Here is a 26,052-nt window from a genome sequence, read left to right as displayed (position 1 = left end):
CGGTTGGTGACGCCGGTCAGTGCAGCGGCACGATGTCGGGTGCGCCCAGCCGAGCCGCGTCCGCCGTGGCGTCGTCGGGCTGGTGCTGGGCCGCTCGCTCGGCCTCGACCCGCTTGGCGTAGTGCTCGATCTCGTTGCTCACCTGCTGCTCGTCCCAGCCGAGGTGGGCGGCCATCAGCGCCGCCGCAGCGGGAGCCGCGGCCACCCCGCGGTCCCAGGACTCGATGGAGGCACGGGTGCGCCGGGTCAGCACGTCGTCCAGGTGCCGGGCGCCCTCGTGGGTGACCCCGTAGACCACCTCGGCGAGCAGGTAGTCGTCGGCCCCGGGCAGCGGTTCGGCCAGCCGGGGATCGGTGCGGATCAGCTCCAGCAGCTCGCCGATCAGCGAGCCGTAGCGGTTGAGCAGGTGCTCGACCCGCGCCACGTGCAGGCCGGAGCCGTCCGCCAGCCGCTGGCGGCGGTTCCACAGCGCGTGGTAGCCCTCGGCGCCGACCAGCGGCACCTCCTCGGTCACCGAGGGCCCGGGCTGGGTGCCCTCCAGGGTGCGCACGGCCTCGTCCACCGCGTCCTTGGCCATCACCCGGTAGGTGGTGTACTTGCCGCCGGCGATCACCACCAGGCCCGGAACCGGGTGGCCGACCAGGTGCTCGCGGGAGAGCTTGCTGGTCTCCGCCGCGTCGCCGGACAGCAGCGGGCGCAGGCCCGCGTAGACGCCTTCGACGTCGTCGCGGGTGAGCGGGGTGGCCAGCACCCGGTTGCAGTGCTCCAACAGGTAGTCGATGTCCTTGGCGCTGACGGCCGGGTGGTTCTTGTCCAGGTCCCAGTCCGTGTCGGTGGTGCCGATCAGCCAGTGCCGGCCCCAGGGGATCACGAAGAGCACGCTGGTCTCGGTGCGCAGGATCAGCCCGGACTTGGAGTTCACCCGGTCCCGCGGCACCAGCAGGTGCACGCCCTTGGACGCGCGGACGTGGAACTGCCCGCGGGTGTCGGCCATCGCCTGGGTGTCGTCGGTCCACACGCCGGTCGCGTTGATCACCTGCTTGGCGTGCACCTCGAACTCGCGGCCGTTCTCCAGGTCGGTGATCCGCGCCCCGGTCACCCGCTCGCCCTGGCGCAGGAACCCGGTCACCTTGGTGCGGTTGGCGACGTGTGCGCCGTAGGCCGCGGCGGTGCGCACCACCATCATGGTGTGGCGGGCGTCGTCCACCTGCGCGTCGTAGTACTGCACCGCGCCGACCAGGCTGTCCGCCTTGAGCGCCGGAACCTCCTGCAGCGCGTGACGCCTGGTCAGGTGGCGGTGGTGCGGCAGGCCGCGGGAGTTGCCGGAAGTGATGCCCATCGTGTCGTACAGCAGCACTCCCGCGCCCACGTAAGGGCGTTCCCAGAAGCGGTGCTTGAGCGGATAGAGGAACTTCACCGGCCGCACCAGGTGCGGGGCGAGCTTCTGGATCAGCAGCCCGCGTTCCTTCAGCGCCTCCTGGACCAGCCGGAAGTCCAGCATCTCCAGATAGCGCAGACCGCCGTGGATCAGCTTGCTGGAGCGGCTGGAGGTGCCGGAGGCCCAGTCCCGGCTCTCCACCAGTCCGACGGACAGGCCGCGGGTCACGGCGTCCAGAGCGCAGCCGGCCCCCACCACACCGCCGCCGACGACCAGGATGTCCAGTTCACGGCCCGACCCGAGGGCCGTCAGGGCGTCTTCTCGGGTGCCGGGGGAGAGCGCGACTGGCTGCACGAGGGTGCTCCTCACCATCTGGGGGCGTCAAGTCACCTCCATTCGATGGGGGAGCACCACCGGCCGCATCCGCTGGCCACCGCGCACTACGCCGACCCAGCGACCCCGACCGGCGTGGTGGCTCGCGCCGCGCCGGTGGCGGGGCGCTGCGTCGCGGGCAGTGCGAGGGCGGTCGCCGCGGTGGCCATCAGGGCGGCGAGGGCCGGGTGCCAGGGGCGGTTCGCCGGGCCGGTGAGGACCAGGCGCCGGGCCAGCCGCGGCTCCAGCGGGACCAGCACGCAGCCGGGCGGCAGCATCGCGTGGGCCAGCGCGGGCATCACCGTGACGCCGATGCCCGCGTTCACCATGCCGATCAGGGTGCCCACGTCGCGGATCCGGTGGGCGGGGGCGAACCGGGCGCCGGCCCGCCGGTGGATCTCGCGGATCTGGCGTTCGCAGCCGCCCTCGGAGAGCAGGAAGGCGTCGTCCGCCAGGTCCCGGATGTCGACCACCGGCTGCTGGGCCAGCGGATGGTCGCGGCGCAGCAGCGCGTGCATGGAGTCCTGACCCAGTGGCAGGGCGCCGGCGGGCGCCGGCTCGGGGTCGATCAGCACGGCGGCGTCCGCGGTGCCGCTCGCCAGCCAGGCGTCCAGCTCGTCGTCCTCGCCCTCGAAGATGCGCACGGTGACCCGGGGGTGGGCGGCCCGCCAGGCGCCGAGCAGCTCGGGCAGCAGCCCCTGGCAGACGGTGGTCGGTGCGGCCAGCCGTACGGTGCCGACGGGTTCGCCCTGGTGGCGGGCGGCGATCGTGGCGATGGCCTCGGCGGCGGCGGTGGCCGCGCGCGCGTGCGGCAGCAACTGCTCGCCGAGCGGGGTGAGCCGCACCCGTGCGCCGCGGTGCAGCACGGGTGCGCCCACCGCGCGCTCCAGGGCCGCGACGGCGTGCGAGACGGCGGACTGGCTGATCCGCAACTCGTCCGCCGCGCTGCCGAACCCGCCGCTCTCCGCCACGGCGACCAGGGCTCGCAGCTGGGCCAGATTGACGCCGGTGGCCATGAGCAACTCTCATCTCGTCCGCACTTGTCCTTGTTGGACTCATGATTGCCCCACCCGGCACCGTGTGTCCATCAGCTCGTACGGGTTCTGGGAGAGGCGGGTGGCGTGGTGCGGCAGTGGTGGCCGGGTTTCGTGCTGCTGTCGGTGATCTGGGGCGCGAGCCTCGCACTGATCAAGGTGGCGGTGGACGCCGGGGTGCCGCCCCTGTGGGTGGCCCTGTGGCGGTGCGTGCTGGGGGCGGTCGCGCTCTGGACGATCCTGGCCGTGCGCCGCGAGCCGGTGCCGCGCGAGCCGCGGGTGTGGGCGCACTCGGCGGCGGTGGCGGTGCTGCTGAACGCGGTGCCGTTCGTCCTCTTCCCGCTCGGTGAGACCCGGATCAGCTCGGTGCTGGCCGGGCTGTGGAACGCCTGTACACCGCTGTTCACGCTGCTGTTCACCCTCGGCACCGGTGAGCGCCCCGGCCCGCGCCGGGCCGCCGGGCTCGGGCTCGGCTTCGCCGGCGTGCTGGTGGTGCTCGGTGTCTGGCGGGGCTTCGGGGCCGGTGAGCTGGCCGGCAGCCTGGCCTGCCTGGGGGCCGCGTGCTGCTACGGCGCCGGCTTCGCCTGCACCCGCCGCTTCCTCACTGGTCTGCCGTACGGTGCGACCAGCCTGGCGACCCTCCAGATCAGCTGCGCGGCGGTCGAGTTGGCCCTGGTGACGCCCGCGGCGGCCGGTGCCCCGCACTGGCCGGGGGCGGGTGCGGCGCTCTGCCTGCTGGTGCTCGGCGCCCTGGGCACGGGGGTCGCCTACATCCTCAACCTGACCCTGGTCCGCACGGCGGGCACCACGGTCGCGGCCACCGTCACCTACGTCATCCCGCTGTGGTCCACCGCGCTGGGCACCCTGCTGCTCGCCGAACCGGTGCACTGGAACACCGTCGTGGGCGGCCTGCTGGTGGTCGGCGCGGTCGCGCTCACCCGCGCCCCCGCCGCTTCCCGCCACCCGGACGGCGCCCGTCCCGTCGGCGCCGGCGTGGGCCGATCGAGCGAACTGGTGGCACCGCCCGGCGATTCGTGAGGCGCGGGGGCGGGAGGCATACGTACGGTGCTCCGGACGGTTCTTCATTTTAATGATGAACGTACTGACGATCCCCTGAAGGGGCGTCACCCGCCGACCGTGGCACACCGACCGGCCCCCCGGGGCCCCCGGATGCCCCGGCCGGTCCGACCATGAGGAAATCCCATGCGCCGCCCTCCCCGTCTGGCTTCGGCCCTCGCGCCGTTAGCACTGGCCGCCGGAATCGTGCTGGCCACCCCGTTATCCGGATCCGCCGCCACCCAGCCCGGGCCGGGGTTCCCGCCCCGCTACACCGCCCCCTACATCGAGACCTGGCGCCCCGGCAGTTCGCTGACCGAGGCTCAACAGGCCACCGGGCTGCAGTACTTCACCCTCGCCTTCGTGATCAGCGACGGCGGCTGCAACGGTGCCTTCGACGGCACCACGTCCGTGACCAACGAGGGCTGGCAGGCTGCCGTGAACCGGCTGCGCGCCGGTGGCGGCGACGTCATCACCTCCTTCGGCGGTGGTGCCGGCACCGAACTCGCCCGGGTCTGCGACTCGGTGGACAGCCTCAAGGCCGCCTACCGGCGGGTCATCGACGCGCTCAACCTGACCATGGTCGACTTCGACATCGAGGGCGCCGCGCTGAGCGACACCGCCTCGGTCGACCTCCGCAATCACGCCCTGGCCGACCTGCAGCGGGAGTACGCCGCTGTCGGCCGCACCCTGAGCGTGCACTACACGCTCCCGGTCAACCCGGACGGGCTGTCACCCGAGTCGGTGCGCCTGCTGCAGAACGCCAAGAAGCAGGGCGTGACCATCTCCGTGGTCAACATCATGACCATGGACTACGGCCCCGACCTGAACATGGGCCGGGTCGCCACCACCGCCGCCGACGGGCTCTACGAGCAGATGGTGAAGATCTGGCCGGAGAAGAGCTCGGCCGAACTGTGGGGGATGCAGGGCAACACCCCGATGATCGGCGTGAACGACGCCACCAACGAGGTCTTCTCCACCGAGGACGCCCGGGTCCTGGTGAACTACGCCAACGACAAGGGCATCCAGTTGCTCGCCTTCTGGTCGGTGGGCCGCGACCAGGCCTGCTCGACCGACGGCCTGCTCGCCACCACCTGCAGCGGCACCCCCCAGCAGCCGGCCGACTTCTCGCACCTGCTCACCCGGCCCAGGCCGCGGCCCGCCCCCGACTGGCGCCCGTCGCACTGCGCCGGCCTCGGCGTCGCGCAGGTCTCCTGCGGCGGCCCGCTCGGCCCGCCGGTCGGCCGCACCCCGGTCTCCTCGCCCGGGCAGGACGGGCGCGCCCTGTGGGGCGGTCAGTGCCAGAGCGGCTGGAACCGGAGCGTCTGGTCGCGTCCGATGGTCTGGTGCCGGGGCCCGGTCGGGCACTGAGCGTTCCCGGGTCAGCTGTCCGGGTCAAGGGGGAGCTCGGATCGGCAGGGATCCGGGAAAGGGCCGTCCGTCCAGGCGTCGTCGAGCCCCCGGACGGCCTGTGGCAGGGGGATTCGCATCGCTGGAGGTCAGAGCGACATGAATATTGATCAGATCATCACACCTCGCCGTCTGGTGCTCACCTTCGGCTGCGCGACGCTGCTGTGCGCGTGCGGCCGGGCCGGCGTCAGGGCGTCCCGGGCGCCCGCCCCCCTCGCCTCGGCGACCGGCGACGCCTCGGACGATCCGTCCGGCTCCGCCGAGCCGAGCGAGGCGAGCCCGAGCGCGGCGGCCACGAGTGCGAGCCCCGCGCCCGCTCCCACGCCGAGCGCGGCCGGCACCGTGCCGCCCGCCGACCCGGCCGGCGCTGCCGGGGAGGCGGACACCATGGTGCACGCCGGCCCGAAGACGGTGGCCCTGACCTTCGACGACGGGCCCAACCCGATCGACACACCACGGGTCCTGGAGATCCTGCACAAGTACGGGGTCACCGCGACGTTCTTCATGATCGGCATGAACGTCCGCAGGTACCCCGACACCGTGCGCGACGTGGTGGCCGCGGGCCACCGGATCGGCAACCACAGTTGGTCCCACCCCGACCTCGGCACGCTGTCCAAGGCCGGGGTCCGCCGGGAACTGCAGCGCACCAGCGACATCATCGCGGACACCTGCGGCGAGCGGCCCGTGCTGTTCCGTGCGCCCGGCGGGCACTTCACCCGCAACTCCTACGCGGTCTGCGCCGAGATGGGGCTGCGCTCGGTCTGCTGGGACGTGGACCCCGAGGACTGGTCGAACCCCGGGGCCGGCACCATCGTCCAGCGCGTGCTCACCGACATCAGGACCGGATCCATCGTGCTCAACCACGACGGCGCCCTCACCGACGGGCTGATCACCGCCCCCGGCAGCGACGGCGACCGCTCCCAGACCGTCGACGCGCTCCGCGTCTACCTGCCCCAACTCGTCGAGGCCGGCTACCGGTTCACCCTGCCGGACGGTGCCTGACGGGTGCTGCCCCGAGGGCGGCGCCGGTCAGGGGATCAGGACGATCTTGCCCCGGGTGTGTCCCTCCTCCAACTGCGTGTACGCGGCCCGGACCTCCGCCAGCGGGAACTCCGCGGCGATGGGCACCTCCAGCGCGCCGTCCGCGACCAGCGCCGCCAGCTCGCCGACGACCTCGGCGCTGCTGGCCTGCGCGTTGCCCTCGGCCTTCACCCCGTACTCCGCGGCGGCGGCGAAGTCGATGATGGTGTCGATCCGGTCCACCGCCACGCCCAGCTCGACGGCGAGCTTCACATAACCGTCGCCGTGGGTGTCGATGAACGCGTCGATCCGGCCCGCCGCCTCGCGCAGCCGCTGCGCCAGGCCCTCGCCGTAGGCGACCGGCTTGACGCCGTGGGCGGCCAGCCAGTCGTGGTTGGCCGGCCCGGCGATCCCGATCACCTCGGCCCCGGCGTGCTTGGCCAGTTGGACGACCAGCGACCCCACGCCGCCCGCCGCCCCCGACACCGCGACGGTGTCGCCGGGCCGCAGGGAGACCGAGCGCACGGCGGCGTAGGCCGTCGTCCCGGCGACGAACAGCGAACCGGCCACCTGCCACGGCACGTTGGCCGGCTTGGGCGTCAACTCCCGGACGTCGGTGACCACGTACTCGGCCTGACTGGCCCGCAGATCGGTGAACCCGGCGACCTCGTCGCCGACGCCGAACGCCGTCACCCCGGGGCCGAGCTTCTCCACCGTCCCCGCCAGGTCGCTGCCCTGGCCCGACGGGAACGTGGCGGGCCAGCGTTCGTGCAGGCTGCCGGTGCGGATCCTGGCCTCACCGGGGTTGATGCCTGCCGCCCTGACCCTGACCAGCACCTGCCCCTCGGCCGGCTCGGGCAGCGGCACCTCCACCACCTGCAGCACCTCGATGCCGCCGTACTCGTTGAACTGCACTGCCTTCGGCATGCTCAGCTCCTCGTCGTCGCGGCCCCGATCCCGGGGCCCGTCCTGCCGCAACACCTCGCTGCAACAGCGGCCGGGCCCCGGCTATGCCCCGACTTCCCGGGCCGGATGCGCTAGGCGCGGCTGCGGGTGAGGCGTTCGGTGACCAGCAGGCTCAGGCGGCGGGGAAAGAGCCCCACGGTGGCGGCGGTGACCATGTTGGGCAGACCGCTGACCACACTGCCGGGGCCGGTGCGCCGGTCCAGGGCGCGCATCGCCCGCGCCACCACGGCCGCCGCCGTCTGCTGGCGGCCGACCCGGGCCGATTCGCCCGCGACGTCGAAGAATTCGGTCTCGGTGGCGCCCGGCGACAGGGCCAGGACGCGGACGCCGGTGTGCCGGGTCTCGGCCCACAGCGCTTCGGTGAAGTTGAGGACGAAGGCCTTGGTGGCCGCGTAGACCGCCATGTGCGGGACGGGCTGGTAGGCCGCCGCGCTCGCCACGTTGACGATGGCGCCGTGGCCGCGCTCGACCATGTCCGGCAGGTAGCCGCGGGTCAGGTCGGTCAGCGCGGTGATGTTGAGCTGGATCTGGCCGGTCAGCCGCTCCGGCTCGGTGTCGACGACGTCGCCGTGCGAGCCGAAGCCGGCGTTGTTGACCAGCACGTCGACGGTAAGGCCCAGCCGCCGGGTCTCGGCGACCAGGGCCGCGCCGGCGCCCGGCAGGCCGAGGTCGGCGACCAGGACGCGGGCGTCGTTGCCGTGCCGGGCGCGCAGGGTGTCGGCCAGCGCGGTGAGGCGCTCCTCGCGACGGGCCACCAGGATCAGGTGGGCACCGCGGGCGGCGAACGCGTCGGCGAACGCGGCGCCGATGCCCGAACTGGCGCCGGTTATCAGGACGGTGCGGCCGATGAGGTCCATGGGGTCGTTGCCTTCCGGAAAGAGGGGGTCGGGCGGGGGTGCCCGGGGGTCACGGGCGCTGCGGCGACCTGTCCAGGCCTGCGACGAGCAGGCTCACGCCCTGGCGCAGGCGGCGCAGCGGGATCTCGGGATCGGCCGAGCTGACTTCGAGGCCGTGGGCCAGCGCGAGCAGCAGCTCGGCGAACTCCCCGGCATCGGTGTCCGGGAGCTCGGCGCCGATGGTGGCGGTCAGCTCGGCGTGCAGCGCGGCGTGGAAGTCGCCGAGCAGCTCGGCGGTCAAGGTGGCACTCTCGCCCAGCAGTTCCTCGGCGTGCGGGCTCTCCCGCCACACCCGCAGGACCAGCTCGATCTTGTGGCTCAGCGCCGCGACGAGCCGCTCCGCGGGCGGCCCGGGCGTCGCCAGGGCGACCCGGATCTGCTCCAGGGTCTCCCGCAGCATCCGCTCGGCCAGCCGACGGAAGGCGTCCTCCTTGTTGCGGACGTACTGGTAGACGGCCGGTCGGGACATCCCCGCCCGCTTGGCGATGTCGTCCATCGTCGTGCGGCGCACTCCGTGGATCCGGAAGGAGTCGTAGGCCGCGTCGAGGATCGCCTCGACCTTCTCGTCGTCGAACATACTGACAATCTTTGCATAGATTGTCAGAATGTTCGGCAGGTCGGCCCGGTCATCCGGCTCTGAGAACTCTCTTAGACCGTCCCAGCAGGCTGCTGGGCATGAGGACAGAGCACGAGGACCGACCCCTGTCGGTGGTGATCGGAGCCGGTGGCACCGGTGGGCACATCTATCCGGGCCTGGCCCTGGCCGAGGCGCTGCGGCGGGCCGATCCGAGAGCGGTGATCTCGTTCGTGGGCACCGAGCGCGGGCTGGAGACCCGGCTGATCCCGGAGGCCGGCTACCGGTTGCACACGGTGGACATGATCCCGTTCGACGCGTCGCTCGGTCTGCGCCGCTACCTGCTGCCCGCCGCGCTGCTGAGTTCGGGGCGGCAGTGCCGGGAGATCCTGCGCGCACAGGGTGCGCAGGTGGCGGTCGGGATGGGCGGCTACCCGAGTGCGCCGGTGATCGTGGGGGCCCGGCTCGCCGGGCTTCCCAGCGTGATCCACGAGTCGAACGCGGTGCCCGGGCGGGCGAACCGCTTCGCGGCCCGGCTCACCCCGCACATCGCCCTCGCCTTCGACCGCACCCGCGCGCACCTGCCGGCCGGCGTGCGGGCCGAGACGGTCGGCATGCCGCTGGTGGGCGCGGTGGCCGGGCTCGACCGGGGCGCGCTGCGGGCCCAGGCCCGGCAGTGGTTCGGGGTGCCCGAGGGTGTGCGGCTGGTGGTCTTCAACGGCGGCAGCCTGGGGGCCGCCCGCCTGACCGAGGCCGCCGTCGAACTGGCCGCCCGCTGGCGCCACCGCAGCGACCTGCGCCTGCTGATCAAGACCGGCCCGGCCGCACTCGACGAGGTCCGCACCCGACTGGCCGACAACCCGATGGCCGTCGCCGTGCCCTACCTGGACCGGATGGACCTCGCCTACGCCGCCGCCGACCTGATGATCTGCCGCGCCGGCTCCGCCACCGTCGCCGAACTCGCAAGCGTGGGCCTGCCCGCCGTCCTGGTGCCCTACCCCCACGCACCCCACGACCACCAGACACACAACGCCCGCGTCCTCTCCGACGCCGGCGCCGGCCTCCTCCTCCCCGACCACGCCTGCACCGGCGACGCACTCGCCACCCTCATCGAACCACTGCTCGCCGACCCCACCCGCCTGCTCACCATGAGCCGCGCCGCCGACCCCGGCACCCACGCCCAGGCAGCCGACCTGCTCGCCGCCAAGGTCCTGCGCACCATCGGCCGAACCGCCCCCAGCCACCAACCGACCAACGACGCACGGAGTTTCGCATGAACGACCGCATGAACGACCGCATGATCGCGCACGACTGGAGCGGGCGCACGGTGCTCGTCACCGGTGCCGAGGGCTTCATCGGCAGCACCCTGGTCGACCTGCTGGTCGAGCGCGGTGCCCGGGTGCGGGCGCTGGTGCACTACAAGCCGTACGCCGAGCGCGGCTACCTGGCGCGCTACCTGGCCGACCCCGACAGCCCGGTGGAGATGTTCGCCGGTGACGTCCGCGACTCGGGGCGGGTGCTGGACGCGGTGGACGGCTGTGACACCGTCTTCCACCTGGCCGCGCTCATCGGCATCCCCTACAGCTACCAGGCGCCCGAGGCGTATGTGCAGACCAATGTGGTCGGCACCCAGAACATCGCCGCCGCCTGCCTGCGCCACGGTGCCCGCCTGGTCCACACCTCCACCAGCGAGGTCTACGGCAGCGCGATCACCGTGCCGATCAGCGAGCAGCATCCGCTGCAGCCGCAGTCGCCCTACTCGGCCTCGAAGATCGGCGCGGACATGGCGGCGCTCTCCTACTGGCACGCCTTCGAGCTGCCGGTCTCGGTGGTCCGGCCCTTCAACACCTACGGCCCGCGCCAGTCCGCCCGCGCGGTCATCCCCACCGTGCTGGCCCAACTCCACTCCGGCGCCCGCGAGGTGCGGCTCGGCTCGCTCACCCCCACCCGGGACTTCACCTTCGCCACCGACACCGCCGAGGGCTTCCTCGCCGTCGCCCGCGCCGACCGCACCCTCGGCGAGGTCGTCAACCTCGGCACCGGCAGCGAGGTCTCCATCGGCGACCTCGCCAAGGCACTGATCGCCGCCTCCGGACGCGAGGCCGAGATCGTGGTCGACCCCAGCCGCCTGCGCCCGGGCGGCAGCGAGGTCGAACGCCTGCTCTCCGACAACACCAAGGCCCGCCGCCTGGCCGGCTGGCAGCCCCGGGTCGACCTGGCCGAGGGGCTGCAGCGGACCTCGGACTGGGTCGCCGAGCACCTGCACCTGCTCGCCCCCGGCCGCTACCAGGTCTGAGCCGACGGGCTCGAACCCGCCGGCTCAGACCTGCTGCCTCGGACCAGTTGCCTCAGAGGACCAGGTTCAGCGTCCAGTTCGACGCACCGTTCACATCCAGCTCACGCATGCCGATATTGATCGACGGGTCGGCGGCGGTGTCCGGGCACCAGTCGAATTCCGAATAGGGCACGTTCTCGGGGTACGGCCCGGACCATTGGGTGTTGTCCACGGCGAAGGCATACCAGTACCAATACCGGTTGAGCGCGGCGAGATCCCCGCCGTAGGCGACCGCGGACCCGCCCGGCTGGATGACCCACCAGCCGGTCCGGTGCCAGGGGGTCGGCTGACAGCTCGCGTCGTAGCGCTCGATCATGACATTGATGGTCTGGGAGTAGCCGTTCTGGAAACGCAGCATGCGGCCCGCCCCTCAGCGCCCGGACTGGGTCGGCTGCCGCCGGAAGGCGGGGCCGGTGCTCGTCTGTGCCGCCGTCGTCGGCTCCACGACCACGGAGATCGCGCCCGCGTGCTCCAGCCGGACGGCTCCCTGGGTGGAGCTGGCCAGCTCGGGGGAGATGCCCGCCGTCTGCCCGGCCGCAGTGGTCAGCTGCCCTGGATCGACGCTCGAGGTGGGATCGACGGGGAGGTTTTCCGGAGAATCATTGGCCATCAGGCAGAGCTCCTTCCACACCGGTCGGCTGCCGCGCACCGAGTGCGGTCGGCCTGGTTCGAGAATAGGAGTGGAGGGAGTGCGCTGGCCAGAGTTCGTGGGCGATGATTAAAGGTCATCCATTGTGATAATCAATTGAATTACGGTCGCTGTTTCGCCGGCCATCGCACAGCACGGTGCCGCATCCGACCGGGACTGCCCCGGGTCCGATGCGGCACCGTGCTGTGCCCGCGTCCGGTGTCAGGACGCGTCGGTGGCGTTCACCTTGATCACCGCGAAGGTGGCGCCCTGCGGATCCTGCACGATGGCCATCCGGCCCGCCATCATGTCGAACGGCGGCTTGAGGACGTTGCCGCCGGCCCGGATCAGCGCGTCGACCGTGCTGTCGGTGTCGTCGACGGCGAAGTACGTCAGCCAGTGCGAGGGGGTGCCCGGCGGCAGGCCCTCGATGTTCGCGAGCCCCTGCAGGCCGCCGACCGGACGTCCCCCCACGGAGAGGGAGAAGTAGCCCTCCGCGCCCTCCATCGGGCTGACGCTGATGCCCAGGGCCTTGTCGTAGAAGGCCGCGGTGGTCTTCGGGTCGGTGGTGTTCAGCTCGTTCCAGATGATCGCGCCGGGCTCGTTGACCACGCCGGCGCCGCTGAACTCCCGCGCCTCCCAGATGCCGAAGACGGCGCCGGCCGGGTCGCCGACGACCGCCATCCGGCCGATCGTCATCACATCCATGACCGGCATCATCACCTGGCCGCCGTTGGCCGCGACCGCGCTCTGGGTGGCCTCCGCGTCGGCGGTGGCGAGGTAGGTGGTCCACACGGTCGGCGGCATCGGGTCGGGCGTGCTGCCGTCCGGGTTCCGCGCGGCCATGATGCCGGCGACCGCCTTGCCGTTCAGCGTGCAGACCGCGTACCCGCCGGTCTCGGGCGGGCCGACCTCGCCCTGCCAGCCGAAGAGGTCGCGGTAGAAGTCGAGGGCGGCCTGCTGGTCGGGGGTCATGAGGTCGACCCAGCAGGGGGTGCCGGGTGCGTACGGGCCGGTGACTTCGGGCATGACGGGGCCTCCAGGGTGAGGGTGGGCTTCTCCCCTCCGCCACCTTTGCCCCGCGCCGCCCGGCCCGCCATTTCTGGAGGCCGTACGTGTGCCCGGCTCAGCCCGGCACGGCGCGCTGGTAGCGGAGCAGGACGACCCCGTTGCCGAAGGTCCTGGTGCCGGTCAGCCGGAGATCGAGCTCGGTGTCGAAGCCGGAGAAGAGCCGCTTGCCCGCGCCGATGAGCACCGGGTGGACCAGGAGGTGGTAGCCGTCGATCAGGTCGTGCCGCAGGAACGCCGCGGCCAGGTCGGCGCCGCCGAGCGCCAGATCGCCGCCCGGTTCGGCCTTGAGGGCGCGGATCCGCTCGGGGTCGACCTCCCGGACGATGGTGGTGTGCCAGTCGGCCCGTTCCATCGTCCGGGAGAACACGATCTTCGGCATCTCCCGCCAGATGCCGGCGAACTCGACCATCGCCGGAGTGGCGACCGGGTCGGCGTCGGCGGTCGGCCAGTAGCCGGCCATCAGCTCGTAGGTGACCCGTCCACTGACGAAGGCGCCCATGCCCCGGAGCTCTTCGTTCATGTGGTTGTGCACTTCCTCGCTGACCTTGTGCCAGCCGATCTGCCGCTCCGGTCCCTCGATGAAGCCGTCGAGGGAGACGGACATGAACAGGATGATCTTTCGCATCGCGGTCCTCGCCGGGGCTTGTCAGGCTCGGGGCTCGTCGAGCTCGGGGCTTGTCGGGGGAGCGGGGCTGCCGTCGACCAGACTGGCACGGGCGGGTCCCCCGTCCCGGTGAGGGCGCGCCGGGCGTCAGTTGCGGATGAGCAGCACGATGCCGCTGACCGCCAGCCCCAGCAGCACGCCGCCCGCGCCGTAGGCCAGGCGGTGGGCGCGCAGCACCGGGACGAAGCGGTCGAGCGCGTAGCGGCCGGGACCGGTCAGCGCGATGCCCGCTGCGGCGGCGGTCAGCAGGAGCTCGTACTCCACGCCCTGCGGGGCGAAGAAGCCGCCGCCCCACTTGACCGCGAGGGCGTTGAGCATGGTGCCGACCAGGGCGGCGCCCGCCAACGGGGTCAGCAGGCCGACGGCCAGGCCCAGGCCGCCCAGGGTCTCGCTCAGCCCGGCCACGGCGGCCATCGCCTTGCCGGCGGGGTAGCCGCTCATGGTGAAGAACTTCCCGGTGCCGGTGAGGCCGCCGCCGCCGAACCAGCCGAACAGCTTCTGCGAGCCGTGGGCGGCCATGGTCAGTCCGAGCGCTATCCGGAGCAGCAGCAGGCCGGCGTCGTAGGCGTGAGCGGTTGCTGCGTGTCCGGTGGCGGCGTCGGGGTTCGCGCGGGCGGTGGCCGTGGTGGCGGGGGACGTCATGGAGCAGGTCCTCTCGGCAAGGTCATGGAAGGGTGGTTCAAATTCGAACGATGACCGAATCGTACCCCATGATTCGAATTTGAACTACCGCTCCGTGTCCGGTCCGCTGCGCTCCGCAGGCCTGACAGGGCATCAGAAAGGGCCGGGCCCCGAAGCGCTCGCTCGCGCTCCGGGGCCCGGCCCTTGCGAAGGCCGAGGGCTGCCCTCCGGTCCCGTCGGGGACTTGGTGAGGCGTCAGAGTGCCAGGAAGGCCGAGAGGTCGCGCTCGATGGCGGCCCTCGGCTTGGCGCCGACGATGGTCTTGACCACCTCGCCGCCCTGGAAGACGCTCATGGTCGGGATCGACATGATGCCGTACTTGGCGGCGGTGACCGGGTTCTGGTCGATGTTGAGCTTCACGATCTCGATCTTGTCGCCGTGCTCGGCCGCGATCGCCTCCAGCGAGGGGGCGATCTGCCGGCACGGGCCGCACCACTCGGCCCAGAAGTCGACCAGGACCGGCTTGTCGCTGGCCAGGACGTCCTGGTCGAAGGATGTGTCGGTCACGCTCTTCAGCGCCATGGCGGGCTGCCTTTCGATACGTCGGCGGCGTGGGCACAGCGCCGGGACGAGCGCGAAGTGCGGGACACCGCAACAGGGGTGTGCGGGTCCATCCTCCCCAATCCACCGCCGGGACCGACAGAGGCCGGCACCATGCCATCGCGTGTCGGACGCCCCGGGCGTCGCCGGGGCCGGTCTACCAGCTGCCGTGCGGCGGTTCCCAGACCGAGCAGTCGTGGGCGAACAGCACCCGCTCCGGGGCGAAGTCGGCGAGCCGGTCCAGCCAGGCGCGGTAGTCGGGCAGCGGCTCCGCCACGGCGTCGAGCCGGGCCCGGCGGGCCAGCTCGTCCGAGGCGAACTGCGAGGCGAAGTCGTACGCCTGGCCCGCCAGCACCACCGAGCCCTCGCCCTGCCGGACCACCAGGCTCTGGTGCCCCTCGGTGTGTCCGGGCGTCGGGACGACCCGCACCCCGGGCCAGATCTCGGCCTCGCCGGTGAGCTCCTCGTACCGGGCGCCGGGAAAGTCCACCAGTGCGTCGATGGTGTAGTCGCCGCGGCGGGCCGTGGCCAGCTCCACCTGCTGGACCAGGACCGGCTTGCCGCGCAGCAGCGGGTTGCCGCCGCAGTGGTCGAAGTGCAGATGGCAGTTGACCACGAGGTCGATGTCCTCGACGGTGGCCCCCACCGCGGCCAGCGCCGCCGGCAGCGCCCGCCGCCGGGGCCGGTAGTACGCCTCGGTCTCCGGATCGCCACCGCCGATCCCGGTGTCGAACAGGATCAGCCCCCGCTCGTGCCGCAGCAGATGGCCCAGCACCGGTTCGACCCGCGGCTGCGGCCCGCCGGCCTCCGCCGCAGGCCGGACGAAGTAGCCGAGGTCGAGCCGGTGCACCGTGGTGTTCGTCGCCATCCGCCCATGCTGCCAGTCCCGGCCGGCTGCGCCCGTGGTGGGGGCGGGTGCGGGGTGTGCGGAGTGGTCGAAAGATCCGCTAGTATCTACATCAACACCGAGCGCGGGTGGCGGAATAGGCAGACGCGCTGGATTCAGGTTCCAGTGCCCGCAAGGGCGTGGGGGTTCAACTCCCCCCTCGCGCACCAGGGTCAACCGACCCGATGGGGCCGGTCAAACCGACAGTATGTCGGTTTGACCGGCCCCATCGCTTTGCAGAACGTGCTTCGGCCCCCTGCGGCTTCGCCGGGGGCCGGATCTGTTCGCGCCAGGCGGCGAAAGGCGTTGCCGGGCTCGGCGATGACGGCTCCCGTGCGATGCGACCCCGAGTCCCAGGCCGAGAGCCGCGCTCAGGCCGACAGGTCCGCCGACCGTCCGCGCCGGATCAGGTCAGATGGTCCAGCTGACGGGGTAGGTGACGATCGGACTGACCGTCACGCCGACCGTCTCCATCTCCCCGCGCGCGACGAGGACCATCTCCCGGAGGTGATTCAGCTGCGCCGAATGCTCCTCGGAGTCCCAGACACTGACCTGCAGCATCGAGCCGTCCGGCGAGACGCCCGCGGAGAAGCGGATGAGCCCGGGCAACTGCTCGACGGCCGGGGCCAGGTACTCCGTCTGCTTCGTCGACAGGGCGTCGACCTCGGCGAAACGGCTCGGGTCGAACGTGGCGCGCGAGGCGCGGACGACTGCGCCCGCGGGCAGCGACTCGATCATGGCAATCCTCCGGGTGGATGACGTGTCGATCGGCGGCACTGCTTTCAACGGCCTGACGCGGCCCTAGCGACCGTGGTGGAGGAACGCCTCGACGGCGGGGACGAAGGCGGCCGTGTCCTGGAAGAGGAAGGCGTGGCCCGCGTCCGGGTAGAGGAGCAACTCGGCGTCGCGCAGGCCGTCGTGCAGCAGGTGGCTGTTGGCGGTGGGGTCGAGGGCGTCCAGGGTGCCGTCGGCGACCAGGGTGGGCACGTGGATCCGGTGCAGGTCGCGGCCTGCCCGGTCCTGGCCGGCCATCCACTGGGCGATGGCCGTGTCCTGGGCGGCCCTGGTGGGGGCGGAGACCGCGTAGCGGTTGGGGTACTGCAGGAGGCCGGCGCCGTAGGCCCGGGCCGCGGCGAGCTGGTCCGGCGGGAAGAGCACCGAGAGCACCACGGCCGGGTCGGGGCTGTCCGCCGCGGCCGCGGCTGCCGGGGGGATGGGCAGCGAGGCCCCGGTGCCGGCCTGGGTGGCGGCCAGCACGAGCCGGCCAACCTGGGCGGGGTGGCGCACGGCGAGCGCTTGGGCGATCATGCCGCCCATCGACCAGCCGAGCACCGTCGGGCGGTGCAGCCGGAGGGTGCTGATCAGGGCGCCGGTCTGGTCGGCCATCGCCGAGATGCTGGTCGGCGGGGAGACCGGGGCGGTGGCGCCGACCCCCGCGTTGTCGAAGACGACGACCCGGTGGTGGGCGGCCAGTGCGTCCACGAAGGCGGGCGACCAGGTGTCCATGGTCGCGTTGTGGCCGGCGACCAGCAGGATCGGGCTGCCGGTGCCGACCTCGCGGTAGCCGACGTCCCCGGCCGCGGTGTGGGCGATCCGGGTCGGTGCGGTCAGGATGCCGCCGGCGGGCAGCGTCACCGCGCCGCGGTCGGCTGCCGAGGCGGGCGCGAAACCGGCCACGGACACCGTCGCCGCCAGCGCGACGGCCGCGCCCAGCGCGACCCGCGAGACCCGGCCCGGTCGGTTGCGCCGCGCTCGTACCTCGTTTGGCATGTCGTTCTCCCCCGAACTGACGAAGCGTCACAGCTGGAGGGCCGCAGCCACACTGGCACGCGCTGTGGCCCGGTGAACGGCAGTCACCCTAGCAGCGGGTCCCGGGTGGCAGGGCGGTGGTCCGCGGGGCGGAAATCCGGTGGAGCCCGACCGGCCGGGGCACCTATGGTGACCAGGTCGTATGCGCCGAGGGGGCGCCGAAGACTCGAAATGTGAGAGCAGGGAACCAGTGGAGCACAGCGGGTGGGCCGACCAGCGATTCGCCGCGGTCGCGGACGTCTTCGCCGAGAACTTCGCCGAGTTCGGTGAACTCGGCGCAGCCGTCACGGTGTTCGTGGGCGGCCGCAAGGTGGTGGAGCTGTGGGGCGGTGTCGCGGACCAGCGCAGCGGCCGGGCCTGGGAGCAGGACACCGTGGTCCCGGTCTTCTCCTGCGCCAAGGGCGTCGTCAGCCTCTGCGCCCACCTGCTCGCGCAGGACGGGCAGTTGGACCTGGATGCCCCGATCGCCCGCTACTGGCCGGAGTTCGCGCGGCACGGCAAGGAGGCGATCACCGCGCGGATGGTGCTCGGCCACCGGGCCGGCCTGCCGGTCCTGGACCAGAAGCTGAGCTTCGAGGAGGTCGTCCGCTGGACGCCGGTGGTCCGTGCGATCGAGGAGCAGCAGCCGCTCTGGGAGCCCGGTACGGCCTACGAGTACCACGGGCACGTCTTCGGCTTCCTGCTCGGCGAGGTGATCCGCCGGATCACCGGGCTCACCCCGGGCGCGTGGTTCCGCAAGGCCGTCGCCGACGATCTGGGCCTGCGCACCTGGATTGGCCTGCCGCAGGAGGAACTCGCGCGGCTGGCCCGCCTGGTGGAGGCCGAAGGGCGCCCGGCGATGCCGGACCCCGAGTCGCTGATCATGCGGATGGTGACGATGAACGGCGCGCTCGCCGTGCCCGGCCTCGAGGAGCCGCATGGCTTCAACGACCCGGCGCTGCTGCGCGCCGAGTTCCCGGGTGCCGGCGCGGTCTCCTCGGCGAGCGGCCTGGCCGGGCTGTACGCCGCGGCGGCCACCGGGATCGACGGCTCGGCGCGGCTGCTCAGCGAGCAGACCGTCACGGAGGCGGTGCGGGAGCTGTCGGCGGGGGCCTCCTGGTCAGGCTTCCCGGACGTCGGCGTCCGCTGGGGCTCGGGCTTCCTGCTCGACGGCCCGCGGTTCCGTCCGATGCTCGGTGCGCGCAGCTTCGGCAACGACGGCATGGGCGGCCAGTTCGCCTTCGGGGACGACGAGTTCGGGGTGGGCTTCGGCTACGTCGCCAACCGGATGATCGGCCACGGCGATGCGCGCGCCAACCGCCTGGTCACCGCGGTCCGGGAGTGCCTGGGCGCCTGATCGGCCCGGCCTGCCCGGTACGTGCGCGGGTGGGACGGAACCGGGGCGGGGATCGCCCACACGATCCCCGCCCCGGCGGCACACCTCGAGCCGGCACTACATGTGCACGGCCTTCGGCGCGTTCGGGTCCTGCTGGGTACGGCCGCGGCGGTAGAGCAGCGCGGTGAGCACCAGGCCGGCGGCGAAGAAGCCGGCCGACCACCAGTAGGCGGTGGCGTAGCTGTGCAGCGCGGCCTGGGCCGCGTTGGCCGGGGAGGGCTGCTTGCCGGCCAGGTAGTTGGTGGCGGCGCTGGCGGCCAGCGTGTTGAGCAGAGCGGTGCCGATCGAACCGCCGATCTGCTGCATGGTGTTGACGGCGGCAGAGGCGACCCCGGCGTCCTCGGCGGAGATCCGGTCGGTGGCCAGGCTCATCGCCGGCGGCATCACCAGGCCCAGGCCGAAGCCGGCGACCAGCAGCGGCGGCAGGATGTGCGCGGGGTAGCTGCTGCCCAGGCCCAGTCCGGTCAGCCAGGCCATGCCGGCGGCGGCCATGCCCATGCCGAGCGGCACGACGGGCTTGGGGCCCAGGCGCGGGATCAGCAGGCTGGTGGACAGCTGTGCGCTGACCATCAGCGCGCCGATCATCGGCAGGAAGGCGAGGCCGGTGCTGACGGGGGAGTAGTGCAGGCTGGCCTGCAGGTAGTAGGTCAGGAAGAGGAAGACGCCGAACATGCCCGCGCCGGAGATCGCCACGGCGAGGAACGAGGCGCCGCGGTTGCGGTCGAGCAGCACGCGCAGCGGCAGCAGCGGGTGCGCGGCGCGGGTCTGCCACCAGGTGAAGACGGCCAGCAGCAGGCCGCCGGCGAGCAGGAAGCCCCAGGTCTGCGGCGAGGACCAGTGGTGGCTCTCGGCGTTGGAGAAGCCGTAGACCAGCGCGAACAGGCCGCCCGAGACCAGCAGGGTGCCGGGCAGGTCGAGCTTGGGGCGGTGCGCGGGGGCGCCGCGGCGCAGCAGGATCAGGCCGCCGGCGAAGGCGATGGCGGCGAAGACCAGGTTGACGTAGAGCGTCCAGCGCCAGCTCAGGTGCTCGGTGAGCAGGCCGCCCAGCAGCAGGCCGAGCCCGCCGCCTGCGCCGGCGATCGCGCCGTACACGCCGAAGGCCTTGGCCCGCTCCTTGGCGTCGGTGAAGGTGGTGTTGAGCAGCGAGAGCGCGGCGGGTGCCAGCAGTGCGCCGAACAGACCCTGCAGGGCGCGCCCGGTGACCAGCACCTCGAAGTTGCCGGCGGCTCCGGCCAGCGCGGAGGAGGCGGCGAACCCGGCCACGCCGATCAGGAAGACGATCTTGCGACCGAAGAGGTCGGCCAGTCGGCCGCCGAGCAGCAGCAGGCTGCCGAAGGCGAGCGAGTAGGCGGTGACGATCCACTGCCGGTTGGCGTCGCTGAAGCCGAGGTCGTGCTGGGCCGAGGGCAGGGCGATGTTCACGATGGTCGCGTCGAGCACGACCATCAGCTGGGCGAGGCCGATCACGGCCAGGATCCACCAACGCCTGGGCGCGGGCGCCTGGGTGGCGGGCGTGAGGTCGACGGGTGCGCCGACGGTGGTCCGGGACATGGCGAAGCAGCTCCAGGAAAGACGGAGGTGTGGGACGGAGGTGTGCGCGGGCTGAACATGACGGTGTGTCAGAAAGGGCTGGCGCGACGCTGCGTCAGCTGTGCCGGAGGGCCGGCAGGATGACGGAGTCGATGTAGCGGATCATGAACTCGGCATCCACGAAACGGTCTTCGACGATCTTGCGGGCGGGCAGGATGCCGACCAGCATGTGCATCAGGAACTCGCGCGCCGACGCGTCGGGCCGGATCTCGCCGCGCCGCTCGGCGCGGTCCAGGACGGCCGCGAGTGAGGCCCGCTCGGGTTCGATGATGTGCTCGCGCAGCGCCTCGCCGAGTTCGGGGTTGCGCAGGATGGCGTGGCTGACGGCGGCGAGCAGCTCGGTGTCGGGCGCGCTCTCCTCGGTGCGGCGGGCCAGCTCGTGCAGGTCGCCGCGCAGGCTGCCGGCGTCGATGTCGTTGGTGTTGCCGGGCTTGTGGTGCCGCAGGGCCGCCGCGACCAACTGCGGCTTGCCGTTCCACTGGCGGTAGAGGGTGGCCTTGCTGCTGCGGGTCCGGGCGGCCACGGCGTCCATCGTCATGGCCTCGTAGCCGGACTCCTTGACCAGCTCCAGCACGGCGGTGAACAGCTCGCCCGCACGCTCGGGGGTCAGTCTGCTCCGGCGGCCGGATGACGACGGGGCTGCGGTGTCCATGGCGCCGGACCTCTCGTGGAACGAAACGGTTTCGTACACCTGACGGTACTCCGGGCCTTATCGAAACGCAAACGTTTCGCTAAACGGTGGGACGGGTTCCGCCACCCGGGGCGCTGCGAACCTCCCGGCCACCGGCGCACGTTTCCGCCTACAGGGCCCGCCTCGGTGCGGCGCCGACGGGGGACCGGCCTGGCCGGCCGCCGGGTCGGTGCCGCCGGGGCGGGGTCGAACGCCGTCGGTCAGGGCCGGCCGCGCTCGACGGACCGAACCCTCCGGCCCGAGCAGAGTGGAGTACTGCCTTGAACCTGCCCGACACCCTCGCCGGCCGGCTGCGGCTGCTGGCCTTCCAGCCCGATTCGGGACGGCCCGCCGGCTATCTCGACCTGGACTTCGCCCTGCACGCGGCGGCGCTGACCGATCTGCTGCTGCGGGGCCTGCTGGTGGACCGGATCGGCCTGGCTGAGCGGCGCGGCGCGGTGTCCGCCCGGCTCGCCCCGGAGCTGCAGGGCATCCTGTGCGGGAGCGCGCTGGCGCAGCGGCAGTCCGCCCGGTGGGACGTCCTGATCGAGCGCCCCGCGGGCACCACGGCGATCGGCCGGGCGATCGACGAGCGGCTGCGGGAGGGCGGCTTCGTGCGGTTCGCCGAGGACCGCGGCGCGGGTCGCTTCCCCGCGCTGCGGCCGTTCCTGTGCGACGAGGCGGCGCGGGAGCAGCTGGCCGGCGCGGTCGAGGCGGCGCTCGCCGGGCCGATCGACGACGTCCAGCCGTGGCAGGCCGCCCTGGTGGTGCTGGCCGCGGAGTGCGGGATCCGCACCGCGCTGAGCTGCGCGCGGCGCCGGGCCGAGCGGGCCCGGCTGACCGAGCTGCGGGCGCTGGTCCCCAGTCCGGTCCTGCTCGCGCTGCGCCGCGTGGTGCGGGAGCGCAGAAAGCGCGACTGAGCCGCTGCCACGCGCCCTCGGCCTGCCGCCCGCGCGCCGTCGCACTCGCTCGGCGCGCGACGGGGTGGTGTGGAGCCGCCGACCGGCTCGGCGGGAGTGTCACTCCACGTGATCGCCCGTCACGCACGCTAGAACCGTGGCATGCCCAAACGACCGGCCGCCGCCCCGCGGCTCACCGCGCCCCAGCCGACCACCCGCCGCTCCGCGCCGCCCGGCCCCGCGCGCCGCCTGCGCTGGCCGGCGCTGCTGGTCGCCGTGGCGACCGCCGGCGGGGCCGGGCTGGCAGGCCCCGCGCGGGCGGCGGGCGATGCGGGCGACCCGGCCGCGCCGGGCGGGCTGGCCCGGCAGTTCGCCGCCGCGGCCACGGAGTTCGGGGTGCCGCAGAGCGTGCTGCTGGCGCTGGCGTACCAGGAGAGCCGCTGGGAGTCGCACCGGGGACAGCCGAGCACCACGGGCAACTACGGCGTCTTCGGTCTGACCGACGTCGACGTCGCTGCCGAGAACGCCGCGCGGGCGACCGGCAACGCGGCGGCCGGCACCGCGCCGGTCGGAGCGGTGCTGGGCGACACGGCGCGGGGGCAGAGCGGGCGCGGCGAGGACCGGCCCGGCGGGGACCGGCCCGGCCATCCGCAGGCGCGGCCCGCCGCCCCCGCCCGGCCCCCGGTCACCGACTCCCCGGCGCTGCACACGCTGGACGCCGCCGCGGCACTGATCCACCGCCCGGCAGCGCAACTGCGCGCCGACACCGCGCAGAACATCCGCGGTGGCGCGGCCCTGCTGGCGCGCTACCAGCAGGCGGGCGGCGGCAGCACCCACAGCACGGACCCGGGCCGGTGGTACGGCGCGGTGGCCCGCTACGGCGAGGGCGGCCTGACGGGCCAGGACGCCACGGCGGGCCGGGTCTTCGCCGACCGGGTCTTCGCGACCGTGCGCGCCGGGGCCGCCCGGACCACCTCCGAGGGGCAGCGCATCACCCTGCCCGCGCGCCCGGACCTTGCGGTCGACCGCCCGTCGGCCGCCACCCCGCGGGACGCGGCCGAGCAGGTCGAGTGCCCGAGCGACCTCGGCTGCGACTACACCCCGGCCGCGTACGCGCTGACCGACCCCAAGGACCCCACCTCGTACGGGAACTACAACCCGGCCAACCGGCCCGCCGACGGTCAGGCGATCCGCTACATCGTCATCCACGACACCGAGAGCGACTACGCCGGGGCGATCGCGTCCTTCCAGAACCCGAACGAGCAGGCCACCGCGCACTACCTGGTGCGCTCCTCGGACGGCCACGTCACGCAGCTGGTGCACACCAAGGACATCGCCTGGCACGCGGGCAACAAGACCATCAACATGCACAGTGTCGGGATCGAGCACGAGGGCTTCGCACTGCCGGACGACCGGCCCACCTGGTACTCCGAGCAGCTCTACCAGTCCTCCGCGAAGCTGGTGCGCTACCTCGCCGCCCGGTTCGGCGTCCCGCTCGACCGCGAGCACATCATCGGGCATGACGACGTGCCCGGCCCCACGCAGGCCGACATCGCCGGCATGCACTGGGATCCGGGCACCTTCTGGGACTGGGCGCACTACCTCGAACTGCTGGGCGCGCCGATCCCGCCCGGCACCGACGCCCCGCCGCAGCCCGGTGACACGGTCACCATCGCCCCGGCCTTCGACAGCACCAACGAGCCGCCGGTCTCGGGCGTCGCGGCCCGGCCGGAGAACTTCGTCTACCTGCGCACCGGGCCGAGCACCGACTCGCCGCTGATCAACAACGGCGGGACCAGGGCCGACGACTGGAGCGACAAGGCGGTGACCGGCGCGACCTACGCGGTCGCCGACGAGCAGGGGGACTGGACGTCGATCTGGTACGACGGGCAGAAGTGCTGGTTCGCCAACCCGGGCGGGCACGCCGCTCGGACCAACCGGCGTGCGGCGCCCAAGCTTTCGCCCTACGCGTCGGTCTTCGACGAGTTGGCCGACTGGGCCGCACTGGTCGGGCCGGCCACGCCGGCCGATGCGACCGACTCCGACGAGGCGTCCGCCGGGCCGGTGCTGCTGACGCCGCGCTCGGGACTCGCCTCGATCCCGGTCTACGGCCGCGCCTACCCGGAGGCCGCCGCCTACGCGCCCTACCCGGCCATCAAGGCACCCGCGGTGGTGCCGGTCAGCGCGACCATCGCAGCGGGGCAGGAGTACCTGGCGGCCGAGAGCACGCCGCAACCGGGGCAGTACTTCTACGACGAGAACATCAACGGCGACGCCCCCAATGACCGCACGCTGGTGGTCGGCAAGGACACCTACTACCCGATCCGTTTCAACCACCGGCTGGCGTTCCTGAACTCCGCCGACGTGCGGGTCGTCCGTTAGCGGTGTCGAGTGCACCAAGTCCTTGCAGGGGAGCGCCTGTTGTCCCGTCGTGTCCGTATCGAGGCGCTGTCCGCGCTGCTCGTGCTGAGTGCCGCCCTGCTGTCGGCCGCACCGGCGCGGGCCGTCGGCGACGAGACGGAAGGCGCCCGCGCGGCCTTCCCCGCCCACTTCACCGCGCCCTACGTGGGCCTGTGGGATCCGCCCGACAGCCTCGCGGCGGCCGGAGCGGCAGCCGGTCTGCGGTACTTCACCCTCGGGTTCGTGATCGGGGACGGCGGCTGCCATGTCGTCTACGACGGCATGTCCGCCGGGGCGCTGCCGGACTGGCTAGCGGCGGTGTCACGGCTGCGGGCCGCGGGCGGCGACGTGATCGTCTCGTTCGGCGGCGGCGGACGTGAACTCGCCCCCGACTGCGCGACGGTGGACGCGTTGAAGGCCGCCTACCGGAGCGTGGTGGACACCTTTGCGCTGACCCGGATCGACTTCGACGTCGAGGGCGACACGCTGGACGACCGGCAGGCCAACGACCGTCGCAACGAAGCCCTCGCCGAGCTCCGGCAGGAGTACGCCGCCGCCGGGCACGACCTCGCCGTGCAGTACACGCTGCCGGTCAACCCCTGGGGCCTGTCGCCCGATGCGCTGGACCTGCTGCGCAGCGCCCAGGCGCACCACCTCGACGTGGACGTGGTCAACATCATGACGATGAACTACGGGGACGAGCTCGACATGGGCGCCGCCGCGACCGCCGCGGCGGCCGGTCTGCACAGCCAACTCGCCCAGATCTGGCCGGAGAAGAGCGCCGACCGGCTCTGGGCGATGGAGGGCAACACCCCGATGATCGGGCTCAACGGCGGCGGCAAGGAGGTCTTCTCCACCGGCGACGCCGGCCGGTTGGCAGCGTTCGCCGCGGAGCAGGGGATCCGGCTGCTCTCCTTCTGGTCGCTCGGCCGGGACAAGGCGTGCGCGGTGGAGGGCACCCGGTCCGAGACGTGCAGCGGGACTGCGCAGAGTCCATATGCGTTCTCGCGCATCCTGGGATCTGCGAACGGATGACAGTTTCTGAAATCTGTCAGCTGTCAGTCGGCGTCTGTCGGGTGTCGGCTGGCAGCCGTTAGCCGTTAGCCGGCCGGCGGCGGTCAGTGCTCAGCGGTCACCCGTCGTCCGTCAACTGCAACCCGTCACCTGTCGCCGTGGGTCGCGTGCCAGCCGTGCTCCAGCAGCTCGAAGGCGCACTCGATGCCGGCCCGGCGCCCGTCCGGGCCGTCGGCGAGGTTCCTGCTCTGCAGGGCGAAGCGGGCCAGGGCGGCGCTGGGCAGGTCGTCCTCGGGGGCGCCGACCGCCTCGGCGATCGCGTGGGCCAGGGCCTGCTCGTGGCGCAGCCACATCCGGCGGCTGTACTCGTCCAGCGCAGGGGTGCTGCGCACCAGCTGCAGGAAGGCGGCCTGGGCGGGATCCGCCTCGCTGGGGCCCTCGTGCTCCAGTAGTCGGTCGCGGAGGGCGGCCGGGATCGACTGGCCGGGGGCCCGGTCGCGGACGGCCGCGACCAGCGCGTCCTCGATCTCGGAGTCCTGGTCGAAGACCAGCGCCTCCTTGCCGGGGAAGTGCGCGAAGAGGGTGGTGGTGGAGACGTCGGCGGCGTCCGCGATCTCCCGCACGCTTACCTGGTCGTAGCCGCGTTCGAGGAAGAGTCGCAGGGCCGCGTCGGCCAGCGCCTGGCGGGTGGCGGCCTTCTTGCGCTCCCGGCGGCCCAGGGTGCCCGTGGTCGTGTCGGTCATGGTGTCACTCTACCCCCTTTGGTTGCCTGGTTTAGAAAGTT

Annotated in this window: 26 protein-coding genes and 1 tRNA gene; 10 read left to right on the top strand and 17 right to left on the bottom strand. The window is 72.8% G+C overall.

Annotated features, from left to right (window positions below):
- Positions 1 to 16 precede the first annotated feature (16 nt).
- Together OG500_RS05255 and OG500_RS05250 are read right to left on the bottom strand one after the other, a co-directional pair.
- Positions 17 to 1,750 (bottom strand): glycerol-3-phosphate dehydrogenase/oxidase, encoded by a 1,734-nt coding sequence (locus OG500_RS05255; RefSeq protein ID WP_327065182.1) that lies wholly within the window; start codon positions 1,748 to 1,750, stop codon positions 17 to 19.
- 68 nt (positions 1,751 to 1,818) lie between these two features.
- Positions 1,819 to 2,766 (bottom strand): LysR family transcriptional regulator, encoded by a 948-nt coding sequence (locus tag OG500_RS05250; RefSeq protein ID WP_329577091.1) that lies wholly within the window; start codon positions 2,764 to 2,766, stop codon positions 1,819 to 1,821.
- A gap of 105 nt (positions 2,767 to 2,871) precedes the next feature.
- Here OG500_RS05250 and OG500_RS05245 point away from each other — a divergent pair, with 105 nt between their 5' ends.
- From OG500_RS05245 to OG500_RS05235, 3 genes are all read left to right on the top strand, one after another.
- Complete coding sequence (locus OG500_RS05245; RefSeq protein ID WP_329577089.1) at positions 2,872 to 3,822, top strand: DMT family transporter; 951 nt, start codon at positions 2,872 to 2,874, stop codon at positions 3,820 to 3,822.
- A 165-nt stretch (positions 3,823 to 3,987) separates the two neighbouring features.
- Entirely contained in the window at positions 3,988 to 5,211 is a 1,224-nt protein-coding gene (locus OG500_RS05240; RefSeq protein WP_327065179.1) for a chitinase, read from the top strand.
- 138 nt (positions 5,212 to 5,349) lie between these two features.
- Positions 5,350 to 6,252, top strand: coding sequence for a polysaccharide deacetylase family protein (locus OG500_RS05235; RefSeq protein WP_329577086.1), 903 nt, complete (start codon positions 5,350 to 5,352; stop codon positions 6,250 to 6,252).
- A 27-nt stretch (positions 6,253 to 6,279) separates the two neighbouring features.
- Here OG500_RS05235 and OG500_RS05230 read toward each other — a convergent pair whose 3' ends face one another.
- The 3 genes from OG500_RS05230 to OG500_RS05220 all read right to left on the bottom strand — a co-directional run bounded on the left by OG500_RS05230 (position 6,280) and on the right by OG500_RS05220 (position 8,709).
- Positions 6,280 to 7,197, bottom strand: coding sequence for an NADP-dependent oxidoreductase (locus tag OG500_RS05230; protein ID WP_329577083.1), 918 nt, complete (start codon positions 7,195 to 7,197; stop codon positions 6,280 to 6,282).
- Between the two features lie 110 nt (positions 7,198 to 7,307).
- Positions 7,308 to 8,093, bottom strand: a complete 786-nt coding sequence (locus OG500_RS05225; RefSeq protein WP_327065176.1) for an SDR family NAD(P)-dependent oxidoreductase — start codon at positions 8,091 to 8,093, stop codon at positions 7,308 to 7,310.
- A 49-nt stretch (positions 8,094 to 8,142) separates the two neighbouring features.
- On the bottom strand, positions 8,143 to 8,709 hold the full coding sequence (locus tag OG500_RS05220; RefSeq protein WP_329577079.1) for a TetR/AcrR family transcriptional regulator: 567 nt from the start codon (positions 8,707 to 8,709) through the stop codon (positions 8,143 to 8,145).
- Positions 8,710 to 8,807: 98 nt separating this feature from the next.
- On the opposite strand from OG500_RS05220, the gene OG500_RS05215 reads away from it, so the two are divergent.
- Positions 8,808 to 9,983, top strand: coding sequence for a UDP-N-acetylglucosamine--N-acetylmuramyl-(pentapeptide) pyrophosphoryl-undecaprenol N-acetylglucosamine transferase (locus tag OG500_RS05215; protein ID WP_329577076.1), 1,176 nt, complete (start codon positions 8,808 to 8,810; stop codon positions 9,981 to 9,983).
- Positions 9,980 to 11,002 carry an SDR family NAD(P)-dependent oxidoreductase gene (locus OG500_RS05210; protein WP_329577073.1) on the top strand — a complete coding sequence of 341 codons (1,023 nt, stop codon included), beginning with the start codon at positions 9,980 to 9,982 and terminating at the stop codon, positions 11,000 to 11,002. The genes OG500_RS05215 and OG500_RS05210 overlap by 4 nt, the downstream gene beginning before the upstream one ends.
- Positions 11,003 to 11,054: 52 nt before the next feature.
- Here OG500_RS05210 and OG500_RS05205 read toward each other — a convergent pair whose 3' ends face one another.
- From OG500_RS05205 to OG500_RS05175, 7 genes are all read right to left on the bottom strand, one after another.
- A complete protein-coding gene (locus tag OG500_RS05205; RefSeq protein ID WP_327065172.1) occupies positions 11,055 to 11,399 on the bottom strand; it encodes a DUF1036 domain-containing protein in 345 nt (114 codons plus the stop codon).
- A gap of 12 nt (positions 11,400 to 11,411) precedes the next feature.
- Positions 11,412 to 11,651, bottom strand: a complete 240-nt coding sequence (locus OG500_RS05200; protein WP_327065171.1) for a hypothetical protein — start codon at positions 11,649 to 11,651, stop codon at positions 11,412 to 11,414.
- A 240-nt stretch (positions 11,652 to 11,891) separates the two neighbouring features.
- The gene (locus tag OG500_RS05195; RefSeq protein WP_327065170.1) at positions 11,892 to 12,698 is read right to left on the bottom strand and encodes a VOC family protein; all 807 of its coding nucleotides are present in this window, start codon (positions 12,696 to 12,698) and stop codon (positions 11,892 to 11,894) included.
- Between the two features lie 97 nt (positions 12,699 to 12,795).
- Entirely contained in the window at positions 12,796 to 13,365 is a 570-nt protein-coding gene (locus OG500_RS05190) for a dihydrofolate reductase family protein (protein ID WP_329577069.1), read from the bottom strand.
- Positions 13,366 to 13,491: 126 nt separating this feature from the next.
- Complete coding sequence (locus tag OG500_RS05185) at positions 13,492 to 14,046, bottom strand: DoxX family protein (protein ID WP_327065167.1); 555 nt, start codon at positions 14,044 to 14,046, stop codon at positions 13,492 to 13,494.
- Between the two features lie 234 nt (positions 14,047 to 14,280).
- Positions 14,281 to 14,607 carry a thioredoxin gene (gene trxA / locus OG500_RS05180; protein ID WP_327065166.1) on the bottom strand — a complete coding sequence of 109 codons (327 nt, stop codon included), beginning with the start codon at positions 14,605 to 14,607 and terminating at the stop codon, positions 14,281 to 14,283.
- Between the two features lie 175 nt (positions 14,608 to 14,782).
- Positions 14,783 to 15,493, bottom strand: a complete 711-nt coding sequence (locus tag OG500_RS05175) for an N-acyl homoserine lactonase family protein (protein ID WP_327065165.1) — start codon at positions 15,491 to 15,493, stop codon at positions 14,783 to 14,785.
- A gap of 101 nt (positions 15,494 to 15,594) precedes the next feature.
- On the opposite strand from OG500_RS05175, the gene OG500_RS05170 reads away from it, so the two are divergent.
- Positions 15,595 to 15,681: transfer RNA gene (locus tag OG500_RS05170), tRNA-Leu, on the top strand.
- Between the two features lie 241 nt (positions 15,682 to 15,922).
- Here OG500_RS05170 and OG500_RS05165 read toward each other — a convergent pair.
- Both OG500_RS05165 and OG500_RS05160 read right to left on the bottom strand, forming a co-directional pair.
- Positions 15,923 to 16,249: a hypothetical protein gene (locus tag OG500_RS05165; RefSeq protein ID WP_327065164.1), complete on the bottom strand. Its 327-nt coding sequence runs from the start codon at positions 16,247 to 16,249 to the stop codon at positions 15,923 to 15,925.
- 63 nt (positions 16,250 to 16,312) lie between these two features.
- Positions 16,313 to 17,281 carry an alpha/beta fold hydrolase gene (locus OG500_RS05160; protein ID WP_329577064.1) on the bottom strand — a complete coding sequence of 323 codons (969 nt, stop codon included), beginning with the start codon at positions 17,279 to 17,281 and terminating at the stop codon, positions 16,313 to 16,315.
- Positions 17,282 to 17,510: 229 nt separating this feature from the next.
- Here OG500_RS05160 and OG500_RS05155 point away from each other — a divergent pair, with 229 nt between their 5' ends.
- Positions 17,511 to 18,656 (top strand): serine hydrolase domain-containing protein, encoded by a 1,146-nt coding sequence (locus tag OG500_RS05155; protein WP_327065162.1) that lies wholly within the window; start codon positions 17,511 to 17,513, stop codon positions 18,654 to 18,656.
- A 96-nt stretch (positions 18,657 to 18,752) separates the two neighbouring features.
- On the opposite strand, the gene OG500_RS05150 is transcribed toward OG500_RS05155, so the two are convergent.
- Complete coding sequence (locus OG500_RS05150) at positions 18,753 to 20,246, bottom strand: DHA2 family efflux MFS transporter permease subunit (RefSeq protein ID WP_327065161.1); 1,494 nt, start codon at positions 20,244 to 20,246, stop codon at positions 18,753 to 18,755.
- Between the two features lie 94 nt (positions 20,247 to 20,340).
- Positions 20,341 to 20,937, bottom strand: coding sequence for a TetR/AcrR family transcriptional regulator (locus tag OG500_RS05145; protein WP_329577061.1), 597 nt, complete (start codon positions 20,935 to 20,937; stop codon positions 20,341 to 20,343).
- A gap of 299 nt (positions 20,938 to 21,236) precedes the next feature.
- Here OG500_RS05145 and OG500_RS05140 point away from each other — a divergent pair, with 299 nt between their 5' ends.
- From OG500_RS05140 to OG500_RS05130, 3 genes are all read left to right on the top strand, one after another.
- Positions 21,237 to 21,875 (top strand): GPP34 family phosphoprotein, encoded by a 639-nt coding sequence (locus OG500_RS05140; protein WP_327065159.1) that lies wholly within the window; start codon positions 21,237 to 21,239, stop codon positions 21,873 to 21,875.
- A 141-nt stretch (positions 21,876 to 22,016) separates the two neighbouring features.
- On the top strand, positions 22,017 to 24,236 hold the full coding sequence (locus OG500_RS05135; RefSeq protein WP_329577058.1) for an N-acetylmuramoyl-L-alanine amidase: 2,220 nt from the start codon (positions 22,017 to 22,019) through the stop codon (positions 24,234 to 24,236).
- Positions 24,237 to 24,275: 39 nt separating this feature from the next.
- Positions 24,276 to 25,289, top strand: coding sequence for a chitinase (locus OG500_RS05130; RefSeq protein WP_327065157.1), 1,014 nt, complete (start codon positions 24,276 to 24,278; stop codon positions 25,287 to 25,289).
- Between the two features lie 125 nt (positions 25,290 to 25,414).
- Here the strand turns inward: OG500_RS05130 and OG500_RS05125 are convergent, their stop codons facing one another.
- Positions 25,415 to 26,011, bottom strand: a complete 597-nt coding sequence (locus OG500_RS05125; protein WP_327065156.1) for a TetR/AcrR family transcriptional regulator — start codon at positions 26,009 to 26,011, stop codon at positions 25,415 to 25,417.
- Positions 26,012 to 26,052: the final 41 nt, after the last annotated feature.

The sequence above is a fragment of the Kitasatospora sp. NBC_01250 genome (genome assembly GCF_036226465.1).
GTDB lineage: Bacteria > Actinomycetota > Actinomycetes > Streptomycetales > Streptomycetaceae > Kitasatospora.
The sequence above is the reverse complement of the archived record's forward strand: the minus strand, read 5'-3'. Positions and strand labels throughout refer to the sequence as shown.